Below are 18762 nucleotides of genomic sequence, written 5' to 3' on the forward strand. Positions count from 1 at the left end.
TCGTATCTCGTATCTCGTATCGCAGATACAAAAAAGCCTCGCTATAGCTATATAGCGAGGCTTTGGAATTTTTATGCGCCCTTAAAATAGGGAGCGTTAACGTAAGGTCTGAATTACTTCAGCATACCTTCGTTAGCGTTCTCACGAACGTGCTTAAGAATAGACTTAACACCACGTGCGCTTGAAGCAACAACATTACCAGAAGTCATGTAATCAGTACCGCCAGCAAAGTCAGTCATGATAGCACCAGCTTCACGAGCGATTAGATCGCCAGCTGCTAGATCCCATGGCTTAAGGCCAAGTTCTAGGTAACCATCAACACGGCCAGCTGCTAGGTAACATAGGTCAAGAGCAGGAGAACCTGTACGACGGAAATCAGCACAGTCGATGAATAGACCAGAGATGATCTTCATGAAAGATTCAGAGTGTTGTTTTTGCTTGAATGGGAAACCAGTCGCTAGAACAGTACCTTGAAGGTCTTTTAGTTGAGTAACACGCATACGAGCGTTGTTAAGTTGAGCGCCAGCGCCACGTTGAGCTGTGAATAGCTCGTTTAGCATTGGGTCATAAACACAAGCAACTTCTGTACGACCGTTCATGCGAACAGCGATAGATACAGAGAAGTGAGGGAAACCTTTTACAAAGTTGTTGGTGCCATCCAGTGGGTCAACGATCCATTGTACATCAGAGTCTTTACCTTCAGTCAGGCCTTTCTCTTCAGAAATAATGCTGTGCTCTGGGTAAGATGCTTTGATTGTCTCAATGATCATGTACTCAGCTTCTTGAGCAATGTTAGTAACGTAATCGTTGTTACCTTTTAGAGACGATTCGATCTTATCAGTTGTTTCTAGAGATTTAGCAATATGGTTGCCAGCTTTACGCGCAGCGCGTATCGCAATGTTTAGCATTGGATGCATATGGTTTTTCCCACAAGATGTTAAAGAACAATTTAAAGCGGCGGCGAGTATACCAAAGTTTTACCAAAAGGGAAGTGGTTATTTTTTGAACTCTTGGTTTCACATTACGCGAAGGGTCTGACCATTTTACTTTGCTATGTGTTAATATCTCGCGATTATTTTTAAAGTGGTGTCATATAGCATGTTAGACAATGTAAAAGTCGTTCTGGTTGGTACGTCTCATTCGGGAAATATCGGATCAGCAGCTCGCGCAATGAAAGTGATGGGTTTGAGTCAATTAGTTCTTGTAGACCCTCAATGTGAAGTTGACGAGCAGACCTTAGCACTGGCTGCGGGTGCAGGTGACATCGCAGAAAACGCGACCATCGTTTCTACATTAGACGAAGCCGTAAAAGACTGTGGTTTGGTGGTTGGTTCGAGTGCACGTTCACGTACGCTTGAATGGCCAATGCTTGAGCCTCGTGAGTGTGGACAAAAGTTTGCGATTGAAGGTCAAAAGCACCCAGTCGCATTAGTGTTCGGCCGTGAACGTACTGGCTTGACTAACGATGAGCTTCAGAAGTGCCACTTCCATGTATGTATCCCAGCTAACCCTGAATACAGCTCGCTAAACCTAGCAATGGCAGTGCAGACTCTGAGCTACGAAGTGCGTGTAGCTCACCTTGATATGGTCGCTAGCCAATATCAGCCACAGCAACAAGATGAGTACCCTCGTCACGAAGAACTAGAAATGTTCTATGAGCACCTTGAAAAAGTGATCATTGATACCCAATTTATCTCTAAGGATAAGCCAGGTCAGGTGATGAATAAACTACGTCGTCTGTTCAGTCGAGCTCGTCCAGAGTTGCAAGAGATCAACACTCTACGCGGCATTTTGACTTCAATTGAGAAGAGCAAAAACGACAAATAAAACCCGTACAAACCCTAAGGGTGAATACCTGACTAAAATAGTCAACTAAATACTTGACCAATTTAGTCGGGTATGGGAAGATTCCAACCACATAAACAATGTGGATTCGGTGTGATATGAAACTTACATCTAAAGGAAGATATGCGGTAACAGCTATGCTAGATGTAGCACTGCATTCGCAAAAAAGCCCAGTTCCTCTGGCTGATATTTCAGAGCGACAGGGCATCTCATTATCTTACTTAGAACAGCTATTTTCTAAGTTACGTAAAGCTGGCTTAGTTGCTAGTGTTCGTGGTCCTGGCGGTGGTTACCGTTTAGGTGCTGAAGCGAGCGACATCGCTGTCGGAACTGTAATTGCTGCAGTAGACGAATCAGTTGATGCAACTAAGTGTCACGGTCGAGCAGATTGCCAAGGTGGTAGTCGTTGTTTAACTCACACTCTTTGGCGTGATTTAAGCTCCCGAATCAGCAGCTTCTTAAATGACATTACGCTCGGTGAGCTAATGAAAGATAACGAAGTTTTAGAGATTTCTGATCGTCAAGATATCGATCTTGCGGTTAATAATGGTTTTGCACATAAAAATACGAGCACTACAACGATTAGTGCAGCACCTCACGGTGTTAATGCCCGCTCTTAGCGGTCAGTTTTTACATTGGAGTAGAAAATGAAACTGCCTATTTACTTTGACTATTCAGCTACATGCCCAGTCGATCCACGTGTTGCTGAAAAAATGGTTCAGTGCATGACGATGGACGGTAACTTCGGTAACCCTGCATCTCGTTCACACCGTTACGGCTGGCAGGCAGAAGAATCAGTAGATAATGCTCGTGAGCAAATTGCCGATCTACTAAATGCAGACCCACGTGAGATTGTTTTCACGTCAGGTGCTACAGAGTCAGACAACCTTGCTATCAAAGGTGCAGCGCACTTTTACGAGAAGAAAGGTAAGCACGTAATCACGTGTAAAACAGAACATAAAGCGGTTCTTGATCCATGTCGCCAACTAGAGCGTGAAGGTTTTGAGGTGACTTACCTTGAGCCTGAAGCAAACGGCATCATTGATTTAGACAAGCTACAAGCAGCAATGCGTGAAGATACGGTTCTTGTTTCTATCATGCACGTAAACAACGAGATTGGTGTAATCCAAGATATCTCTGCAATCGGCGAATTATGTCGTTCACGCAAGATCATCTTCCACGTTGATGCGGCTCAGTCTGCGGGTAAAATCCCACTAGATGTAAAAGAGATGAAAGTTGACCTTATCTCTCTTTCTGCACACAAAGCATACGGCCCTAAAGGCATTGGTGCTTTGTACGTTCGTCGTAAGCCACGTATTCGTCTTGAAGCACAGATGCACGGTGGAGGTCACGAACGTGGTTTCCGTTCTGGTACGCTTGCTACTCACCAAATCGTGGGTATGGGTGAAGCTTTTGCTGTCGCTAAACAAGACATGCAGAAAGATTATGACCACGCACTAGCACTTCGCGAGCGTCTATTGAAAGGGGTTCAAGATCTAGAAGCAGTAACGGTAAATGGCGACTTAGATCAACGTGTACCACATAACCTAAACGTGAGCTTTGCTTTCGTTGAAGGTGAATCTCTGCTTATGTCTTTAAAAGACTTAGCGGTATCATCAGGTTCTGCATGTACATCAGCGAGTCTTGAGCCTTCATACGTTTTACGCGCTCTTGGCTTAAACGATGAACTGGCACACAGCTCAGTACGTTTTTCATTCGGCCGTTTCACTACGGAAGAAGAAATCGACTACGCGATTGCACAAATCCGTGTAGCAGTAAATAAATTACGCGACATGTCTCCTCTATGGGATATGTATAAAGAAGGGATTGATTTGAACACTGTTGAGTGGGCTCATCACTAATCTCACGGAAATAGAGGATTCGAGGTAACTATCATGGCATATAGCGAAAAAGTAATTGATCACTACGAAAACCCACGTAACGTAGGTTCGTTTGATAAAGAAGATCCAAGTGTAGGTAGCGGCATGGTTGGCGCACCAGCTTGTGGTGACGTAATGAAACTGCAAATCAAAGTATCTGCAGAAGGTATTATTGAAGACGCAAAATTCAAGACTTACGGTTGCGGTAGCGCAATCGCTTCTAGCTCACTAGTCACTGAGTGGGTTAAAGGTAAAAGTATTGATGAAGCAGCTGCTATTAAAAACTCTGAAATCGCAGAAGAGCTAGAGTTGCCACCAGTGAAAGTTCACTGTTCAATTCTTGCTGAAGATGCAATCAAAGCAGCGGTTGCGGATTACAAAAAGAAGCACTAATCGTTTCTACAACGTAATCACTTCAAAAAAGTAATATTTGGGAGCACCCTTTGTGCTCCCCCTGAGTTCTCAATTTATATAAAACACAAGGTTGTAGTATGGCCATCACCATGACAGATACGGCAGCAAGCCGAGTTCAAGCTTTCCTAGATAACCGAGGTAAAGGTATCGGGTTGCGCTTAGCGGTAAAAACTACTGGCTGTTCGGGTATGGCGTATGTACTGGAATTCGTTGACGAGCTCAACGAAGAAGACGAAGTGTTCGAGCATTCAGGTGTTAAGGTCATCATTGATCCAAAGAGCCTAGTTTACCTAGACGGTACTGAGCTTGATTACGTAAAAGAAGGCCTAAACGAAGGTTTTGAATTCAACAACCCTAACGCGAAAGGCGAATGTGGTTGTGGTGAGAGCTTCAATGTATAAACGCCTCAATCGTTGAGCGTTTATAATGAGCGAAGAATAAAATTAGGCTCTAAGTAAAGAGCCTAAACTTAGGACCACCGTTACATGAATCATTTCGAATTATTTGGGCTACCACTTCAGTTTCAACTGGATGGTAGCCTTCTTTCTTCTCAGTTTAGAGATCTGCAACGCCAATTCCACCCTGATAAATTTGCCACGGCTTCTGAGCGAGATCGCTTGCTGGCTGTGCAAAAAGCTGCGCAAATCAATGATGCGTACCAGGTGTTGAAAAATCCAGTCAGCCGCGCTGAATACCTGTTAGTTCAACATGGTGAGGATATTCGTGGTGAGCAGCAGACTATGCAAGATCCTATGTTCCTGATGGAGCAAATGGAATTGCGTGAAGAGCTGGAAGATATCGCCGACAGTTCTGATCCTGAAGATGCTTTGTTTGCATTTGAAGGAAAGGTTAGCAAAATGTATAAACAACAATTAAGCGCTATCCAACAAGAACTCGACAGCGAAGCTTGGTTAGAAGCTGCAGACCGAGTAAGAAAGCTTAAGTTTATTGCAAAATTAAAGAATGAAATCGAGTTAGTTGAAGATCGTTTGATCGGCTAGTTCGTATAACAAGGACACATCCATGGCACTACTTCAGATTGCAGAACCAGGGCAAAGCGCCGCTCCTCACCAGCACAAGCTTGCAGTGGGTATTGATTTAGGTACAACAAACTCATTGGTTGCGTCAGTGCGCAGTGGTGAGGCAAGCACGCTTGTTGATCAACAAGGTCGCAGTATTCTCCCTTCCGTTGTTCACTATCAGTCAGAGTCGTACACCACTGGTGATGAAGCGCGTGTAAATGCACAAACTGATCCTAAAAATACCATTATCTCAGTTAAGCGATTAATCGGTCGTTCACTGTCAGATATTCAACAGCGATACCCATCTCTGCCATATCAGTTTGAAGAAAGTGATAATGGCCTGCCTGTGATTAACACAGCGCAAGGAAATAAGAACCCAATTCAAGTATCTGCAGATATTCTTCGTGCACTCGGTCAACGTGCTGAGTCAACACTCGGTGGTGAGCTATCTGGTGCTGTTATTACCGTCCCTGCTTACTTTGATGATGCACAGCGTGCTGGTACGAAAGACGCGGCGCAACTTGCTGGTCTTCACGTGTTACGTCTTCTTAATGAACCGACTGCAGCTGCGATTGCTTACGGCCTGGATTCAGGTAAAGAAGGGGTAATTGCTGTTTATGACTTAGGTGGTGGTACGTTTGATATCTCTATCCTACGCCTATCGAAAGGTGTCTTCGAAGTTTTAGCAACAGGTGGTGACTCTGCATTAGGCGGTGACGACTTTGACCATTTAGTTGCGGATCATTTCCAAGAACAAATGGGCTTATCAGAGTTAACAGCAGAACAGAATCGTATTCTTCTAGACGCAGCAACAGAAGCGAAGATTGGCTTATCTGAAGCTGAAAGCGTTAATGTTGAAGCACTAGGTTGGTCTGGCTCTTTAACTCGTGAAGAGTTCGAAGAGATCATCAAACCGCTCGTTAAGAAAACGCTGCTTTCGTGCCGCCGAGCACTGAAAGATGCGGAAGTTGACGCGGATGAAGTTCTAGAAGTCGTGATGGTAGGTGGTTCAACTCGTACCTTACTTGTTCGTGAAATGGTCGGTGGCTTCTTTGGTCGTACTCCATTAACCAGTATTAACCCTGATGAAGTGGTTGCGATTGGCGCATCGATTCAAGCGGATATCTTAGTTGGCAACAAGCCTGACTCTGAGATGCTGCTATTGGATGTTATCCCTCTGTCACTGGGTATCGAAACCATGGGTGGCTTAGTCGAAAAGATCATCCCTCGTAATACCACGATCCCAGTTGCTCGTGCACAAGAGTTTACCACGTTCAAAGACGGTCAAACTGCAATGACAGTACACACCGTGCAAGGCGAGCGTGAGATGGTTGATGACTGTCGTTCACTGGCTCGATTTGCTCTGAAAGGCATCCCGCCGATGACTGCAGGTGCTGCTCATATTCGTGTTACTTACCAAGTGGATGCTGATGGCCTGCTATCGGTTACCGCAATGGAGAAGAGCACTGGCGTTCAAGCTGAAATCCAAGTTAAGCCTTCTTACGGTCTAAGCGACAACGAAGTGGCTAGCATGCTGAAAGATTCGATGACGTTTGCAAAAGAAGACATGCAAGCGCGTGCTCTTGCTGAGCAACGCGTAGAAGCGGATCGCGTTATCGAAGGCCTTATCGCTGCAATGCAAGCCGACGGTGACGAGCTACTTGATGAGCAAGGCAAACAACAACTTGTTCAAGCGATTGAAGCACTGATTGAAGTGCGTAATGGCGACAACGCTGATGCTATTGAACTAGAAATTAAGAATACCGACAAAGCGAGCCAAGACTTTGCTTCTCGTCGTATGGATAAATCAATTCGTGCTGCACTGTCAGGTCAGTCAGTCGATAATATTTAATAGTTAGAGAATAGATAAACATGCCAAAGATTATTGTTTTACCTCACGAAGATCTATGTCCAGAAGGCGCTGTTTTAGAAGCAAAAACTGGTGAGACGGTTCTTGATGTTGCACTGAAGGCCGGTATTGGTATTGAACACGCATGTGAGAAATCGTGCGCATGTACAACATGTCACGTTGTGATTCGTGAAGGTTTTGATTCTTTAGAAGAGAGTGATGATCTAGAAGACGACATGCTAGATAAAGCATGGGGCTTAGAGATGGAATCTCGCTTGGGTTGCCAAGCTAAAGTGGCTGATACGGATCTTGTTGTAGAGATTCCAAAGTACACGTTGAACCTGGCTTCTGAAGACCATTAAGAACCTGTTCTCAGTCATGGCTAATACAGCGATGACTGAGAGAGTTATTGCTTAGACAAACATACTAAGAAAACTGGCCTAGAATATAGATCATAAAGGTGACCAAGCGTCGCTGATAAATATAAGGAAGTGTTATGAGCTTGAAGTGGATTGATTCGCGAGATATCGCAATTGAGCTATGTGATTTGTACCCTGATACTGATCCTAAAACGGTACGTTTTACCGATCTGCATCAATGGGTGCTAGACCTTGAAGAGTTCGACGACGAGCCTAACCACTCGAATGAGAAAATCTTAGAGGCTATTATTTTGTGCTGGATGGATGAGATGGATTAATCCTCTTGTCTAATGATTTGGTCGCGGGTTGGTATCAGTCCAATATAAAACGCAGCCAAGTTAACAATTCTTACTAAAAAAAGCGGACCTTATGGTCCGTTTTTTTATCAAAATGACATTTTCCTCCTACATAATGCTAACATCAGTGCGCTAATAAAAAATAATCAGAATCACACACTCACAGTGGTTCATGACAAGGAGAAATCATGTCTACACAGATGTCAGTATTTTTAAGTCAAGAAGCTGCCCAGCCTCAGTGGGGAGCAAGAGCTATTTTATCGTTCTCAGAAGCGGGAGCGACAATTCACATTGGTGAAGGCCACGATCTAGGCGCAGTTCAACGTGCGGGTCGTACGCTTGACGGACAAGGTATCGCATTCGTTTCACTTCGTGGTGAAGGTTGGGATCTAGAAAGCGTTTGGGCTTTCTACCAAGGCTACCGTGGACCAAAGAAAAAGAATGCATTGGAATGGGATGCACTTTCAGAAGCCGACCAAGCTGAGCTAGAAGCTCGCATCCGTGCTACTGATTGGACGCGTGACATTATCAACAAAACGGCTGAAGAAGTGGCACCTCGTCAACTTGCGACAATGGCTGCTGAATACATCAAATCAGTGGCGCCAGCGGGCACAGTAAAAGCAAAAATCGTTAAAGACAAAGATCTCCTAACTGAAGGTTGGGAAGGCATCTACGCGGTAGGTCGTGGCTCTGAGCGTACATCAGCAATGCTGCAACTGGACTTCAACCCAACAGGCGATGAAAACGCACCTGTATTTGCCTGTTTAGTCGGTAAAGGTATTACGTTCGATTCGGGCGGTTACAGTATCAAGCCAGGCCAATTCATGACAGCGATGAAAGCTGACATGGGTGGCGCAGCAACGATTACTGGTGGTTTAGGTCTTGCGATTGAACGCGGTCTTAACAAGCGCATCAAGCTTATTCTATGTTGCGCAGAGAACATGATCTCTGGTCGCGCATTGAAGCTTGGCGATATCATTACCTACAAAAACGGTAAAACAGTTGAGATCATGAACACTGATGCGGAAGGTCGCTTAGTGCTAGCTGATGGCCTGATGTACGCAAGTGCACAAAGCCCTGAGCTGATCATCGACTGTGCAACGCTAACAGGCGCGGCTAAAAACGCATTAGGTAACGACTACCACGCACTATTAAGCTTCGATGATGAGTTGTCTCACCAAGCGCTAACAGCGGCAAACCAAGAGAAAGAAGGCTTATGGCCACTGCCTCTTGCTGATTTCCACCGTGGTATGTTGCCTTCAAACTTTGCTGATCTTTCAAACATCAGCACAGGCGATTACACACCGGGTGCAAGTACAGCAGCGGCATTCCTTTCTTACTTTGTAGATGATTACAAAAAAGGTTGGATTCATATGGATTGCGCGGGTACTTACCGTAAGTCAGCAAGTGACAAGTGGGCGGCAGGCGCAACGGGTATGGGCGTTCGCACACTGGCTCGTCTTCTTATCGACCAAGCAAAATAATAATAAGGGTGAGCGGTATTTTGTGCCGCTCATTCATAAAGCTCAGATCGAAAGATCTCAGTAATTTCAGTATTTAATAACAAAAAAATGAAGTGAAGGAATCCCTATGGCTCTAGAAAGAACGTTCTCAATTGTTAAGCCGGATGCAGTTAAGCGTAACCTTGTTGGTGAAATCTACCACCGTATCGAAAAAGCAGGCCTAGAAATTATTGCTGCTAAAATGGTTCGTCTTACTGAAGAGCAAGCGAGTGGCTTCTACGCTGAACATGAAGGCAAAGAGTTCTTCCCAGCTCTTAAAGAGTTTATGACTTCTGGTCCTATCATGGTTCAAGTGCTTGAAGGCGAAAACGCTATCGCTCGTTACCGTGAACTTATGGGTAAAACAAACCCAGAAGAAGCGGCATGCGGTACTATCCGTGCTGACTACGCAATCAGCATGCGTTACAACTCAGTTCACGGCAGCGACAGCCCTGAGTCTGCAGCTCGTGAAATCGAATTCTTCTTCCCAGAATCTGAAATTTGCCCACGCCCAGCTCAATAATCGGCACTGCAAATTATTCTAAAGGCTTCACCTCGGTGAGGCCTTTTTTGTAAGTGGATTTTACGCTCTCGATAATCAATTTAGTCGTCATTCTCGAAAGCGACGAAGGAGCGTAATCGGGAATCTGTTTTTGTTATTGGAGATTCCAGATACTTCGTTCCTCAGTTCTGGAATGACGGGGAACTTTGGAGCAACCATCTCGTGGTAAATATTATCGAGCAATTGGTGATTATTTACGTCATTCCCGAAAGCGGACGAAGGAGTGTAATCGGGAATCTTTGTTTAAATTGGGTAATCTCAGGCCGATAAATACAATCGTTCAAATTTTAATCGCTTAAGTTTGAATGTCTTAATAAACACAGGGTTTTACAATGCTTGTTGAAGTTGCGTAAAGCCTGTACAATTCGCGCCCTTAATTATTGTTCCGTCATTGAGAGGCATCATGACCACAGCTAAAGTCAATCTACTCGATTTTGATCGTAAAGGTCTTCGTAAATTTTTCACAGAAGAACTGAATGAGAAAGCGTTTCGAGCAGAGCAAGTGATGAAGTGGATTTATCACTTCGGTGTCGATGACTTCGAACAAATGAATAACATCAACAAAAAGTTACGTGAGAAACTTCAACGTCGCTGTGAGATTGTTGCACCTGTTGTTTCTGAAGCTCAACACTCTTCAGATGGCACAATTAAATGGGCGATGAGCGTTGGCGACCAAGACGTTGAAACGGTATACATCCCAGATGGTGACCGTGCGACGCTATGTGTATCTTCACAGGTTGGTTGTGCACTTGAATGTAAGTTCTGTTCTACAGCTCAACAAGGCTTCAACCGTAACCTAAAAGTTTCAGAGATTGTTGGCCAAATCTGGCGCGCATCTCGCGAAATCGGCCTAGAAAAAGAAACCGGTCGTCGTCCAATTACTAACGTTGTAATGATGGGTATGGGCGAGCCTCTATTGAACATGAAGAACCTAATGCCATCATTAGAAATCATGCTTGATGATCTAGGTTTCGCACTGTCTAAGCGTCGTGTAACCGTATCAACTTCTGGTGTTGTTTCTGGCCTTGACCAAATGACAGACAACATCGATGTCGCATTGGCTATTTCTCTACATGCGCCAAACGATGCACTACGTAGCCAAATCATGCCGATCAACGACCGTTGGGATATCCAAGACTTCCTAGCATCTGTTCGTCGTTACATTGCATCTTCAAATGCTAACCGCGGTAAAGTAACGGTTGAGTACGTGTTATTGGATCATGTGAATGATGATATGGACCACGCACGTGAACTTGCTGAGCTAATGAAAGAGACGCCTTGTAAGATCAACTTGATTCCATTCAACCCTTACCCGGGGTCGCCTTATAAGAAGCCAAGCAACTCTCGTATTGATCGCTTCCAAAAAACGCTGATGGAATACAACTACACAGTAACCGTTCGTAAGACTCGTGGTGATGATATTGATGCCGCGTGTGGTCAGTTAGTCGGTGATGTGATTGATAGAACCAAGCGTACTAAAATGCTTAAAGCAGCCTCTGAAGCGAACTTGATTGCCGGTGGTGTGATTGAAGTAAAAGCGCTATAAAACGCGATTAGAACCTAAACAAGCCAGAAGTCTTACTTCTGGCTTGTTGCTTTTCTGGGGTGCAGTTTTTGATTTTTTGGACTTCTTGCCCACGCTTTCTTACATTTTTCGTCAAATTTTGGACAAAACCATGAGCTGACGGTAAATTTTGTTTAAAGTGTTTTTGCCTTGTAATGGCATTAGCTTATGATTAACTAATCTTAAATTAATTTAAGTGCTCGCTTGCTACTGATCATCAATATGTCTATTTAGGTTGGCTACTTGATAAACTAGCTTCCTGAGAAGGTCATCCATAATAAATGAATGATGTTCGCCTTTAAGGGTTGATGATTTAGATAGCAGGAAAAATTCCACATAACGTGGGTTGTTAGATTGAGCTTAAACGACAATAAGAAAACGCTCTCCTCAACCTGCGATAATACTTTAGAAGTTCACTCTCTATGAACACAGAACAAGATACACAAGCGCAAGAAAACGTAGCTCCAGCTTTGGAAGCGGGAACGCTGCTTAAGAACAAACGAGAATCTCTTGGTTTAACGCAAAAGCAGATTTCTGATCGCTTGAAACTTCGCGTTACTCTGATCCAACAAATTGAAGAAAACCAATTCGAGTCAGATCAAGTGGCGACGTTTATGCGTGGCTATATTCGTTCATACGCGAAATACGTCAATCTTGACGAAAAAGTCGTATTGAGTGCGCTGCATCATGCCGGTGATGCTCAGCATCAAGAGCAAGAAATGTTGAGCTTTTCTCGTAAGACCAAAACCGAGAAGCACAACAGCCGTATTATGATCCTGACTTGGAGTATTTTTGCGGTCATTGCGGGTATCTCCTCACTTTGGTGGTGGCAGAACCAACAACAAGACACCCTATCTCAATCTTTAGCGAATACTGAAAGCTCAGAAGAGCTAGCGGTAGAAGAATCACTTGCCCCTGAATTCACCTCTTTAGAAGTGATTGAAGCTGAACAAAACGAAGCGGGTGCTTCTGTTGTTGAAGGTGCTGAAGGCCTTGCTGCGATAAGCGATGCGGAAGAAAGTTCAGATGCTGTTACTCCAGCTGACGAAACTTCTGCACAACAAACAACAGAGACTGAACCAACTGCTGAAGCTGCTGCGAATGCAGAAACGGTTGAAGCTAGCACGGCTCCTGAAGCTGTGGCTAACGAACTAGTGATGCAGTTCACCGCTGATTGCTGGATCCAAGTAAAAGATGCAACGGGTAAAACCTTGTCGACTGGCATCAAAAAAGCAGGTCAGTCGTTAAATCTATCAGGAACTGCGCCATATAAAGTGATTCTAGGTGCGCCAGAAGGCGTATCAATGACATTTGCAAGTGAACCTGTCGACCTTTCTGGGTATACTTCAGGCAAAGTAGCTAGAATAACCTTACCTTAGAGTTAATATGCAACACGAATCTCCTATTATTCGTCGCAAATCAACCCGTATTTATGTGGGTGATGTGCCGATCGGTGATGGTGCACCAATTGCTGTGCAATCCATGACCAACACAAGAACAACAGATGTAGCCGCGACCGTTGCTCAAATTAGAGCTCTGGAAAAAGTTGGCGCTGATATCGTTCGCGTATCTGTACCGACTATGGATGCAGCTGAAGCCTTTAAGCTAATCAAGCAGCAGGTCTCTGTTCCTTTGGTTGCTGATATTCACTTCGACTACCGTATCGCACTTAAAGTGGCGGAATACGGCGTTGACTGTCTGCGTATCAACCCAGGTAACATCGGTAACGAAAGCCGTATCCGCTCAGTTGTTGATTGTGCACGTGATATGAATATTCCGATTCGTATTGGTGTTAACGGCGGTTCTCTTGAGAAAGAGATCCAAGAGAAATACACAGAACCTACAGCAGAAGCGCTTGTTGAATCAGCAATGCGTCATGTAGATATCCTAGACCGTCTGAACTTTGATCAATTCAAAGTCAGCGTGAAGGCTTCTGATGTATTCCTTGCTGTCGGTTCTTACCGTTTGCTGGCTAAGCAGATTGATCAACCTCTCCACCTTGGTATTACCGAAGCGGGTGGTGCGCGTGCAGGCTCTGTGAAGTCAGCGGTAGGTTTAGGTATGCTTCTTTCTGAAGGTATCGGCGATACGCTGCGTATATCGCTAGCGGCTGATCCGGTTGAAGAGATCAAAGTTGGCTTTGATATTCTTAAATCTTTGCGCATTCGTTCGCGTGGCATCAACTTCATTGCGTGTCCGAGCTGTTCTCGTCAAGAGTTCGATGTTATTAACACCGTTAATGCCCTTGAAGAGCGCCTAGAAGACGTGATCACTCCAATGGACGTATCTATCATCGGTTGTGTGGTTAACGGCCCTGGTGAAGCTGAAGTGTCTCACTTAGGTTTAGCTGGTAGTGCACGTAAGAGTGCCTTCTACGAAGATGGTAAGCGTCAGAAAGAGCGCTTCGACAACGATGACCTTGTCGACAAACTTGAAGCTAAGATTCGTGCAAAAGCGTCAGTGCTTGATAAAGCAAATCGCATTGATGTAGAAAACTTAGAAGATTAATACAACGCGATGGGGTGTGATTGTCTATTCGCACTAACACCTGGTCGTGAGAAATTACGGAATAAATACTGTGGCTAAAAATATTCAAGCAATTCGAGGCATGAACGACTGCCTTCCAACTCAATCACCACTGTGGCAGAAAGTAGAAAGCGCAGTTAAAAACGTGGTGAGTGCATACGGTTACAACGAAGTACGTATGCCTATCGTTGAAGAAACAAACCTATTTAGCCGTGCAGTTGGTGAAGAGACAGACGTTGTTTCTAAAGAGATGTACACCTTTGACGACCGCAATGGCGATAGCCTAACGCTGCGTCCAGAAGGCACAGCAGGTTGTGTACGTTCATGTATTCAAAACAGCCTTATCAACCGTGATGAACAGCGCCTATGGTACATGGGCCCTATGTTCCGTCACGAGCGCCCTCAAAAAGGTCGTTACCGTCAATTCCACCAATGTGGTGTTGAAGTGTTTGGCCTAGACGGTCCAGACGTTGACGCAGAACTTATCATGATGACAGCACGTCTATGGCGTGAGCTAGGCATCGACAAGCACGTTCGCCTAGAGCTGAACTCAATCGGTTCTCAAGAAGATCGCGTTAGCTACCGCACTGCGTTAGTGGCTTTCCTTGAGCAACACATTGATGTGCTTGACGAAGACTGCAAACGTCGCATGCACACTAACCCTCTACGTGTACTTGATACTAAGAACCCTGATGTTCAAGCTATCTTAGGTGACGCACCTCGACTATCTGAATATCTAGGTGAAGAATCGAAGCAACATTTTGCTGGTTTGTGTGAACTTCTTGACGCTGTTGGTATCGAATACCAAGTTAATGAGCGTCTAGTACGTGGCCTAGATTACTACAACCGCACTGTATTTGAGTGGATCACAGACAGCCTTGGTGCTCAAGGTACAGTATGTGGCGGCGGTCGTTACGATGGTCTTGTTGAGCAACTAGGCGGCAAAGCAACCAATGCAGTTGGCTTCGCAATGGGTCTAGAGCGTCTGGTTCTGATGATGGAAACGCTAGAGCTAACAGAAGTTCGTCGTAGCGTTGATGTATACGTAGTTGCTGCTGGCGAAGGTACTATGATCGCGGGCATGCAGTTAGCGAATCAATTACGCGACACCGTTGAAGGCGTGCGTGTAATGAACCACTTCGGTGGTGGTAACTTCAAGAAGCAATTCAAACGTGCTGACAAAGTAGGTGCTGTTGTGGCGCTGGTACTTGGTGAGAACGAAGTTGCTGACAATACAGTTGTGCTAAAAGATCTGGTTGGCGGCGAGCAAGAAACCGTGTCTCAAACGGAAGTTGCAGAGAAAGTTGCTGCGCTAATCTAATTAGCCATTGAGCAAACGCTCATAATGAATACTAACGTCAGCACTATGCTGGCGTTTAAAGAATTAAAGAGGACAGGAAGTGGAACTTTACGATAGCGAAGAGCAACAAGTTGAAGCCATTAAAGATTGGTGGAAAGAGAACGGTAAAGCCGTAATCTTTGGTGCGGTTATTGGTTTAGGTGGTCTATTTGGCTGGCGCTATTACCAAGATTCAGTAGTTGAAGCGCGTGAAGCAGCTTCAGAAAGCTACACCTCTGTAATTTCAGCTCTTGATGTTAAGGGTGTTGATGCTCAATCTGATATTCAAGCTTTCATCGACGCAAACAAAGATGCTGAGTACTCAGTACTTGCTGCTATGCAACTAGCAAAAGTACAAGTACAAGCAGGCGATCTAGCGGCGGCACTTGAACAGCTCGAGTGGGCAAAATCGGCAACTAAGGACGCGGCACTTGCGCCACTACTTACTTACCGTGTTGCACGTATTAAAGCTGAGCAAGGTGAATTTGACGCAGCACTGACTGATCTTGCTGCTATGACAGATGAATCTTGGAAAGGCCGTGTTGCTGAACTGCGTGGTGATATCTCACTTCGTAAAGGCGACACAGACGCAGCATACAGTGCTTACACAGAAGCACAGCAAGCTGTTGACGCTAGCCAAACGCTTCAAATCAAACTTGACGACCTAGCTAAATAAGGCGCTTTGAATGAAGAAGATGTTTCCAAAAGCGGCGTTGTGTGCGATTGCTCTTGGCCTACTAGCTGGCTGTGCGGGTGAAGAAGACACCGTAATCATGGCTCCAGTCCCAACGGTAAACAGCGAGTTCACTCCTAGTCAGGAATGGTCTACGTCGGTTGGTGATGGTGTTGGTCACTACTTTTCAAAACTAACGCCAGAATTGGCTTACGACAAAGTGTTTGTTGCAAGCCGTGAAGGTATGGTTAAAGCGCTTGATCCTGATACAGGTAAAGCGCTGTGGAAAGTCGATCTTGAGAAAGACGTATTGGCTCGTTTATCGGGTGGCTTAACGGCGGCTTACGGTAAAGTTTTTGTTGGTTCTGAAAATGGCGAAGTGATCGCACTGGAAGAATCGACCGGTGAAGAGCTGTGGCGTGTATCAGTCAATGGCGAGGTGCTTGCATCCCCAGCAACTGATAGCAACATGGTCATTGTTCATACCAGTCGCGGTATGTTGATCGCGTTAGATCAAGCAAGCGGTGAACAAAAATGGACCATCAGTACGGAAGTACCAAGCCTAACACTGCGTGGCGATAGCTCGCCTGTTGCAGTTTCTGGTGGTGTATTCTGGGGTACAGCAAATGGTCGTCTAGCTGCGGCTATCGTTGATCGTGGTCAGCTTATTTGGCAACAGCCAGTAGGCACACCAAAAGGTGCAACGGAAATTGATCGTTTGGTTGATGTTGATGCATCTCCAATTGTTCTTGGTGGCACCCTGTATACCGTAGGTATCAATGGTCAGCTGATTGCTATCGACCTTCGTTCTGGTAAGCCAATTTGGAAACGTAACTACTCATCAGCGATTGATTTAGCAAGTGATGGTAGCCGTTTGTTCGTTGTTACCGACAAAGACCATGTGGTTGCGGTTGATGCGCGTAGTGGTACTGAACTGTGGAGCACTCCATTGTTAGAAAACCGCTTACTGACAGCACCTGCTATTATTAATGGTTATGTAGTCGTGGGTGACACAGAAGGTTATCTGCACTGGTTAGATCGTTCATCGGGTGAGTTTGTTGCACAACAGCTTGTCGATGATAGCGGCTTTGCGGTTGCACCAATTGAACTGCCTGAAGGCTACTTAGTGACGACTCGCAATGGCGATGTAAAGAAACTAACGATTAGCCAATAAAAGCGTGATATAATTCACAGTCGGCTCCTGGTTGGTAACAGCCAGGAGCCGTTTTGTTGTTAAAAATTAATAAACCGTGTGGTTATAGGTAAGAGTTTAAACTTGCGAACAAGTGCTTACCTATAACTACATTTAGAGAAGAAATTGTAGAGGTTGTTATGGTACCTGTTGTTGCTCTAGTAGGGCGTCCGAACGTAGGTAAATCTACGTTATTTAACCGATTGACTCGAACTCGTGATGCATTGGTTGCGGATTTCCCTGGCTTAACGCGTGACCGTAAATACGGTCATGCTCATTTTAGCGAGCATGACTTTATTGTTATTGACACTGGCGGTATCGACGGTACTGAAGAAGGTGTTGAAACTAAAATGGCTGAACAGTCGCTAGCGGCGATTGATGAAGCTGATGTCGTTCTATTTATGGTAGATGGCCGTGCGGGTCTAACACCTTCAGACGTGGCGATTGCTAAGCACCTACGTCAACTAGAAAAGCCTTCAATGCTAGTAGTAAACAAGGTTGATGGTATCGACCCTGATGCTGCAAGTGCTGACTTCTGGCAACTAGGCGTAGAAGACATGTACCAAATCGCTGCGGCGCATGGTCGTGGTGTTACTGCACTTATTGACCTTGCTCTTAACCCATTCGCAGAAGCGCTAAAAGCTGAGAATGGCGAAGTAAGCGATTTAACTGAGTTTGAAGACGAAGAAGAAGAGCAGGTTGAATTTACAGAAGAAGAAGCTGAAGCAGAATTCAAGCGTCTTCAAGATCAACCGATCAAGCTGGCGATCATTGGCCGTCCTAACGTAGGTAAATCAACGCTAACGAACCGTATTCTTGGTGAAGAGCGTGTGGTTGTTTACGATATGCCAGGTACGACTCGTGACTCTATCTACATCCCAATGCAGCGTGATGAGCGTGAATACGTTCTAATCGATACTGCGGGTGTTCGTCGTCGTAAAAACATCAACGAAACGGTAGAGAAGTTCTCAGTGGTTAAAACACTGAAAGCGATTGAAGATGCTAACGTTGTATTGCTGCTTATCGATGCTCGCGAAAACATCTCTGATCAAGACTTAAGCTTGCTAGGCTTTGCGTTGAACGCTGGTCGTTCAATTGTTATTGCCGTAAACAAGTGGGATGGCCTAGATAACGACGTTAAAGAACGCGTTAAGAAAGAGCTAGATCGTCGCTTAGGCTTCGTTGATTTCGCACGTATTCACTTTATCTCTGCACTTCACGGTACAGGTGTTGGTCACTTGTTTGAGTCTGTACAAGAAGCTTACAAATCAGCGACGACTCGTGTTGGTACTTCTGTGCTAACTCGTATCATGAAGATGGCGACTGATGATCACCAACCGCCTATGGTTCGTGGCCGTCGTGTGAAACTGAAATACGCGCACGCTGGTGGCTACAACCCACCGATTATCGTTATCCACGGCAACCAAGTTCGTAACTTGCCAGATTCATACAAACGATTCTTGATGAACTACTACCGTCGTTCACTAGAAATCATGGGTACACCTATTCGCATTCAATTCCAGAACAGCGAGAACCCATTTGAAGCTAAGACTAACAAGCTGACAATTTCTCAAGAACGTAAACGTAAACGTATGATGAGCATGGTTAAAGGTCGTAAGTAAACCTTTCCAATAGATTTGATACCCGAGCCTGTCTCGGGTATTTTTTTAAGCAAAATT

The 18762-nt window shown here is 45.0% G+C and carries 19 protein-coding genes; 18 read left to right on the top strand and 1 reads right to left on the bottom strand.

Annotated elements, in window-relative coordinates:
• Positions 1-113 precede the first annotated feature (113 nt).
• Positions 114-917 carry an inositol-1-monophosphatase gene (suhB, locus tag AB4371_RS11240; protein WP_017062836.1) on the bottom strand — a complete coding sequence of 268 codons (804 nt, stop codon included), beginning with the start codon at positions 915-917 and terminating at the stop codon, positions 114-116.
• 181 nt (positions 918-1098) lie between these two features.
• Here suhB and trmJ point away from each other — a divergent pair, with 181 nt between their 5' ends.
• The 18 genes from trmJ to der all read left to right on the top strand — a co-directional run bounded on the left by trmJ (position 1099) and on the right by der (position 18705).
• Positions 1099-1827, top strand: a complete 729-nt coding sequence (gene trmJ / locus AB4371_RS11245; protein WP_017062835.1) for a tRNA (cytosine(32)/uridine(32)-2'-O)-methyltransferase TrmJ — start codon at positions 1099-1101, stop codon at positions 1825-1827.
• 116 nt (positions 1828-1943) lie between these two features.
• Entirely contained in the window at positions 1944-2465 is a 522-nt protein-coding gene (gene iscR / locus AB4371_RS11250; RefSeq protein WP_010440512.1) for a Fe-S cluster assembly transcriptional regulator IscR, read from the top strand.
• A gap of 27 nt (positions 2466-2492) precedes the next feature.
• On the top strand, positions 2493-3707 hold the full coding sequence (locus AB4371_RS11255; RefSeq protein WP_010440514.1) for an IscS subfamily cysteine desulfurase: 1215 nt from the start codon (positions 2493-2495) through the stop codon (positions 3705-3707).
• A 33-nt stretch (positions 3708-3740) separates the two neighbouring features.
• Positions 3741-4118 (top strand): Fe-S cluster assembly scaffold IscU, encoded by a 378-nt coding sequence (iscU, locus tag AB4371_RS11260; protein WP_004735094.1) that lies wholly within the window; start codon positions 3741-3743, stop codon positions 4116-4118.
• Positions 4119-4216: 98 nt separating this feature from the next.
• The gene (gene iscA / locus AB4371_RS11265) at positions 4217-4540 is read left to right on the top strand and encodes an iron-sulfur cluster assembly protein IscA (RefSeq protein ID WP_010440519.1); all 324 of its coding nucleotides are present in this window, start codon (positions 4217-4219) and stop codon (positions 4538-4540) included.
• A gap of 84 nt (positions 4541-4624) precedes the next feature.
• Positions 4625-5140 carry a co-chaperone HscB gene (hscB, locus tag AB4371_RS11270; protein ID WP_010440522.1) on the top strand — a complete coding sequence of 172 codons (516 nt, stop codon included), beginning with the start codon at positions 4625-4627 and terminating at the stop codon, positions 5138-5140.
• A 22-nt stretch (positions 5141-5162) separates the two neighbouring features.
• The gene (hscA, locus tag AB4371_RS11275) at positions 5163-7013 is read left to right on the top strand and encodes a Fe-S protein assembly chaperone HscA (RefSeq protein WP_372135890.1); all 1851 of its coding nucleotides are present in this window, start codon (positions 5163-5165) and stop codon (positions 7011-7013) included.
• A gap of 20 nt (positions 7014-7033) precedes the next feature.
• Positions 7034-7372 (top strand): ISC system 2Fe-2S type ferredoxin, encoded by a 339-nt coding sequence (gene fdx / locus AB4371_RS11280; protein ID WP_010440525.1) that lies wholly within the window; start codon positions 7034-7036, stop codon positions 7370-7372.
• Positions 7373-7506: 134 nt separating this feature from the next.
• Entirely contained in the window at positions 7507-7707 is a 201-nt protein-coding gene (gene iscX / locus AB4371_RS11285) for a Fe-S cluster assembly protein IscX (RefSeq protein WP_004740335.1), read from the top strand.
• Positions 7708-7913: 206 nt separating this feature from the next.
• A complete protein-coding gene (pepB, locus tag AB4371_RS11290; RefSeq protein ID WP_102333717.1) occupies positions 7914-9209 on the top strand; it encodes an aminopeptidase PepB in 1296 nt (431 codons plus the stop codon).
• 106 nt (positions 9210-9315) lie between these two features.
• Positions 9316-9750, top strand: coding sequence for a nucleoside-diphosphate kinase (ndk, locus tag AB4371_RS11295; protein WP_016797173.1), 435 nt, complete (start codon positions 9316-9318; stop codon positions 9748-9750).
• A 442-nt stretch (positions 9751-10192) separates the two neighbouring features.
• The gene (locus AB4371_RS11300) at positions 10193-11335 is read left to right on the top strand and encodes a bifunctional tRNA (adenosine(37)-C2)-methyltransferase TrmG/ribosomal RNA large subunit methyltransferase RlmN (protein WP_372149739.1); all 1143 of its coding nucleotides are present in this window, start codon (positions 10193-10195) and stop codon (positions 11333-11335) included.
• A gap of 440 nt (positions 11336-11775) precedes the next feature.
• Positions 11776-12732: a cytoskeleton protein RodZ gene (rodZ, locus tag AB4371_RS11305; protein ID WP_017062515.1), complete on the top strand. Its 957-nt coding sequence runs from the start codon at positions 11776-11778 to the stop codon at positions 12730-12732.
• Between the two features lie 7 nt (positions 12733-12739).
• Positions 12740-13861: a flavodoxin-dependent (E)-4-hydroxy-3-methylbut-2-enyl-diphosphate synthase gene (gene ispG / locus AB4371_RS11310; RefSeq protein ID WP_009848294.1), complete on the top strand. Its 1122-nt coding sequence runs from the start codon at positions 12740-12742 to the stop codon at positions 13859-13861.
• Positions 13862-13931: 70 nt separating this feature from the next.
• Positions 13932-15200 (top strand): histidine--tRNA ligase, encoded by a 1269-nt coding sequence (hisS, locus tag AB4371_RS11315; protein WP_017062514.1) that lies wholly within the window; start codon positions 13932-13934, stop codon positions 15198-15200.
• A gap of 79 nt (positions 15201-15279) precedes the next feature.
• Positions 15280-15894, top strand: coding sequence for a YfgM family protein (locus AB4371_RS11320; RefSeq protein WP_017062513.1), 615 nt, complete (start codon positions 15280-15282; stop codon positions 15892-15894).
• A gap of 10 nt (positions 15895-15904) precedes the next feature.
• Positions 15905-17065, top strand: a complete 1161-nt coding sequence (bamB, locus tag AB4371_RS11325) for an outer membrane protein assembly factor BamB (RefSeq protein WP_017062512.1) — start codon at positions 15905-15907, stop codon at positions 17063-17065.
• Between the two features lie 158 nt (positions 17066-17223).
• Entirely contained in the window at positions 17224-18705 is a 1482-nt protein-coding gene (der, locus tag AB4371_RS11330) for a ribosome biogenesis GTPase Der (RefSeq protein ID WP_017062511.1), read from the top strand.
• Positions 18706-18762 lie beyond the last annotated feature (57 nt).

Source organism: Vibrio sp. 10N.261.51.A3 (assembly GCF_041471965.1).
GTDB classification, from domain to species: Bacteria; Pseudomonadota; Gammaproteobacteria; order Enterobacterales; family Vibrionaceae; genus Vibrio; species Vibrio crassostreae_C.

Excerpts from the sequence above, each read along its gene's own strand:
- suhB (WP_017062836.1), bottom strand. The coding sequence starts at position 917 with ATGCATCCAATGCTAAACATTGCGATACGCGCTGCGCGTAAAGCTGGC.
- trmJ (WP_017062835.1), top strand. The coding sequence starts at position 1,099 with ATGTTAGACAATGTAAAAGTCGTTCTGGTTGGTACGTCTCATTCGGGA.
- iscR (WP_010440512.1), top strand. The coding sequence starts at position 1,944 with ATGAAACTTACATCTAAAGGAAGATATGCGGTAACAGCTATGCTAGAT.
- AB4371_RS11255 (WP_010440514.1), top strand. The coding sequence starts at position 2,493 with ATGAAACTGCCTATTTACTTTGACTATTCAGCTACATGCCCAGTCGAT.
- iscU (WP_004735094.1), top strand. The coding sequence starts at position 3,741 with ATGGCATATAGCGAAAAAGTAATTGATCACTACGAAAACCCACGTAAC.
- iscA (WP_010440519.1), top strand. The coding sequence starts at position 4,217 with ATGGCCATCACCATGACAGATACGGCAGCAAGCCGAGTTCAAGCTTTC.
- hscB (WP_010440522.1), top strand. The coding sequence starts at position 4,625 with ATGAATCATTTCGAATTATTTGGGCTACCACTTCAGTTTCAACTGGAT.
- hscA (WP_372135890.1), top strand. The coding sequence starts at position 5,163 with ATGGCACTACTTCAGATTGCAGAACCAGGGCAAAGCGCCGCTCCTCAC.
- fdx (WP_010440525.1), top strand. The coding sequence starts at position 7,034 with ATGCCAAAGATTATTGTTTTACCTCACGAAGATCTATGTCCAGAAGGC.
- iscX (WP_004740335.1), top strand. The coding sequence starts at position 7,507 with ATGAGCTTGAAGTGGATTGATTCGCGAGATATCGCAATTGAGCTATGT.
- pepB (WP_102333717.1), top strand. The coding sequence starts at position 7,914 with ATGTCTACACAGATGTCAGTATTTTTAAGTCAAGAAGCTGCCCAGCCT.
- ndk (WP_016797173.1), top strand. The coding sequence starts at position 9,316 with ATGGCTCTAGAAAGAACGTTCTCAATTGTTAAGCCGGATGCAGTTAAG.
- AB4371_RS11300 (WP_372149739.1), top strand. The coding sequence starts at position 10,193 with ATGACCACAGCTAAAGTCAATCTACTCGATTTTGATCGTAAAGGTCTT.
- rodZ (WP_017062515.1), top strand. The coding sequence starts at position 11,776 with ATGAACACAGAACAAGATACACAAGCGCAAGAAAACGTAGCTCCAGCT.
- ispG (WP_009848294.1), top strand. The coding sequence starts at position 12,740 with ATGCAACACGAATCTCCTATTATTCGTCGCAAATCAACCCGTATTTAT.
- bamB (WP_017062512.1), top strand. The coding sequence starts at position 15,905 with ATGAAGAAGATGTTTCCAAAAGCGGCGTTGTGTGCGATTGCTCTTGGC.
- der (WP_017062511.1), top strand. The coding sequence starts at position 17,224 with ATGGTACCTGTTGTTGCTCTAGTAGGGCGTCCGAACGTAGGTAAATCT.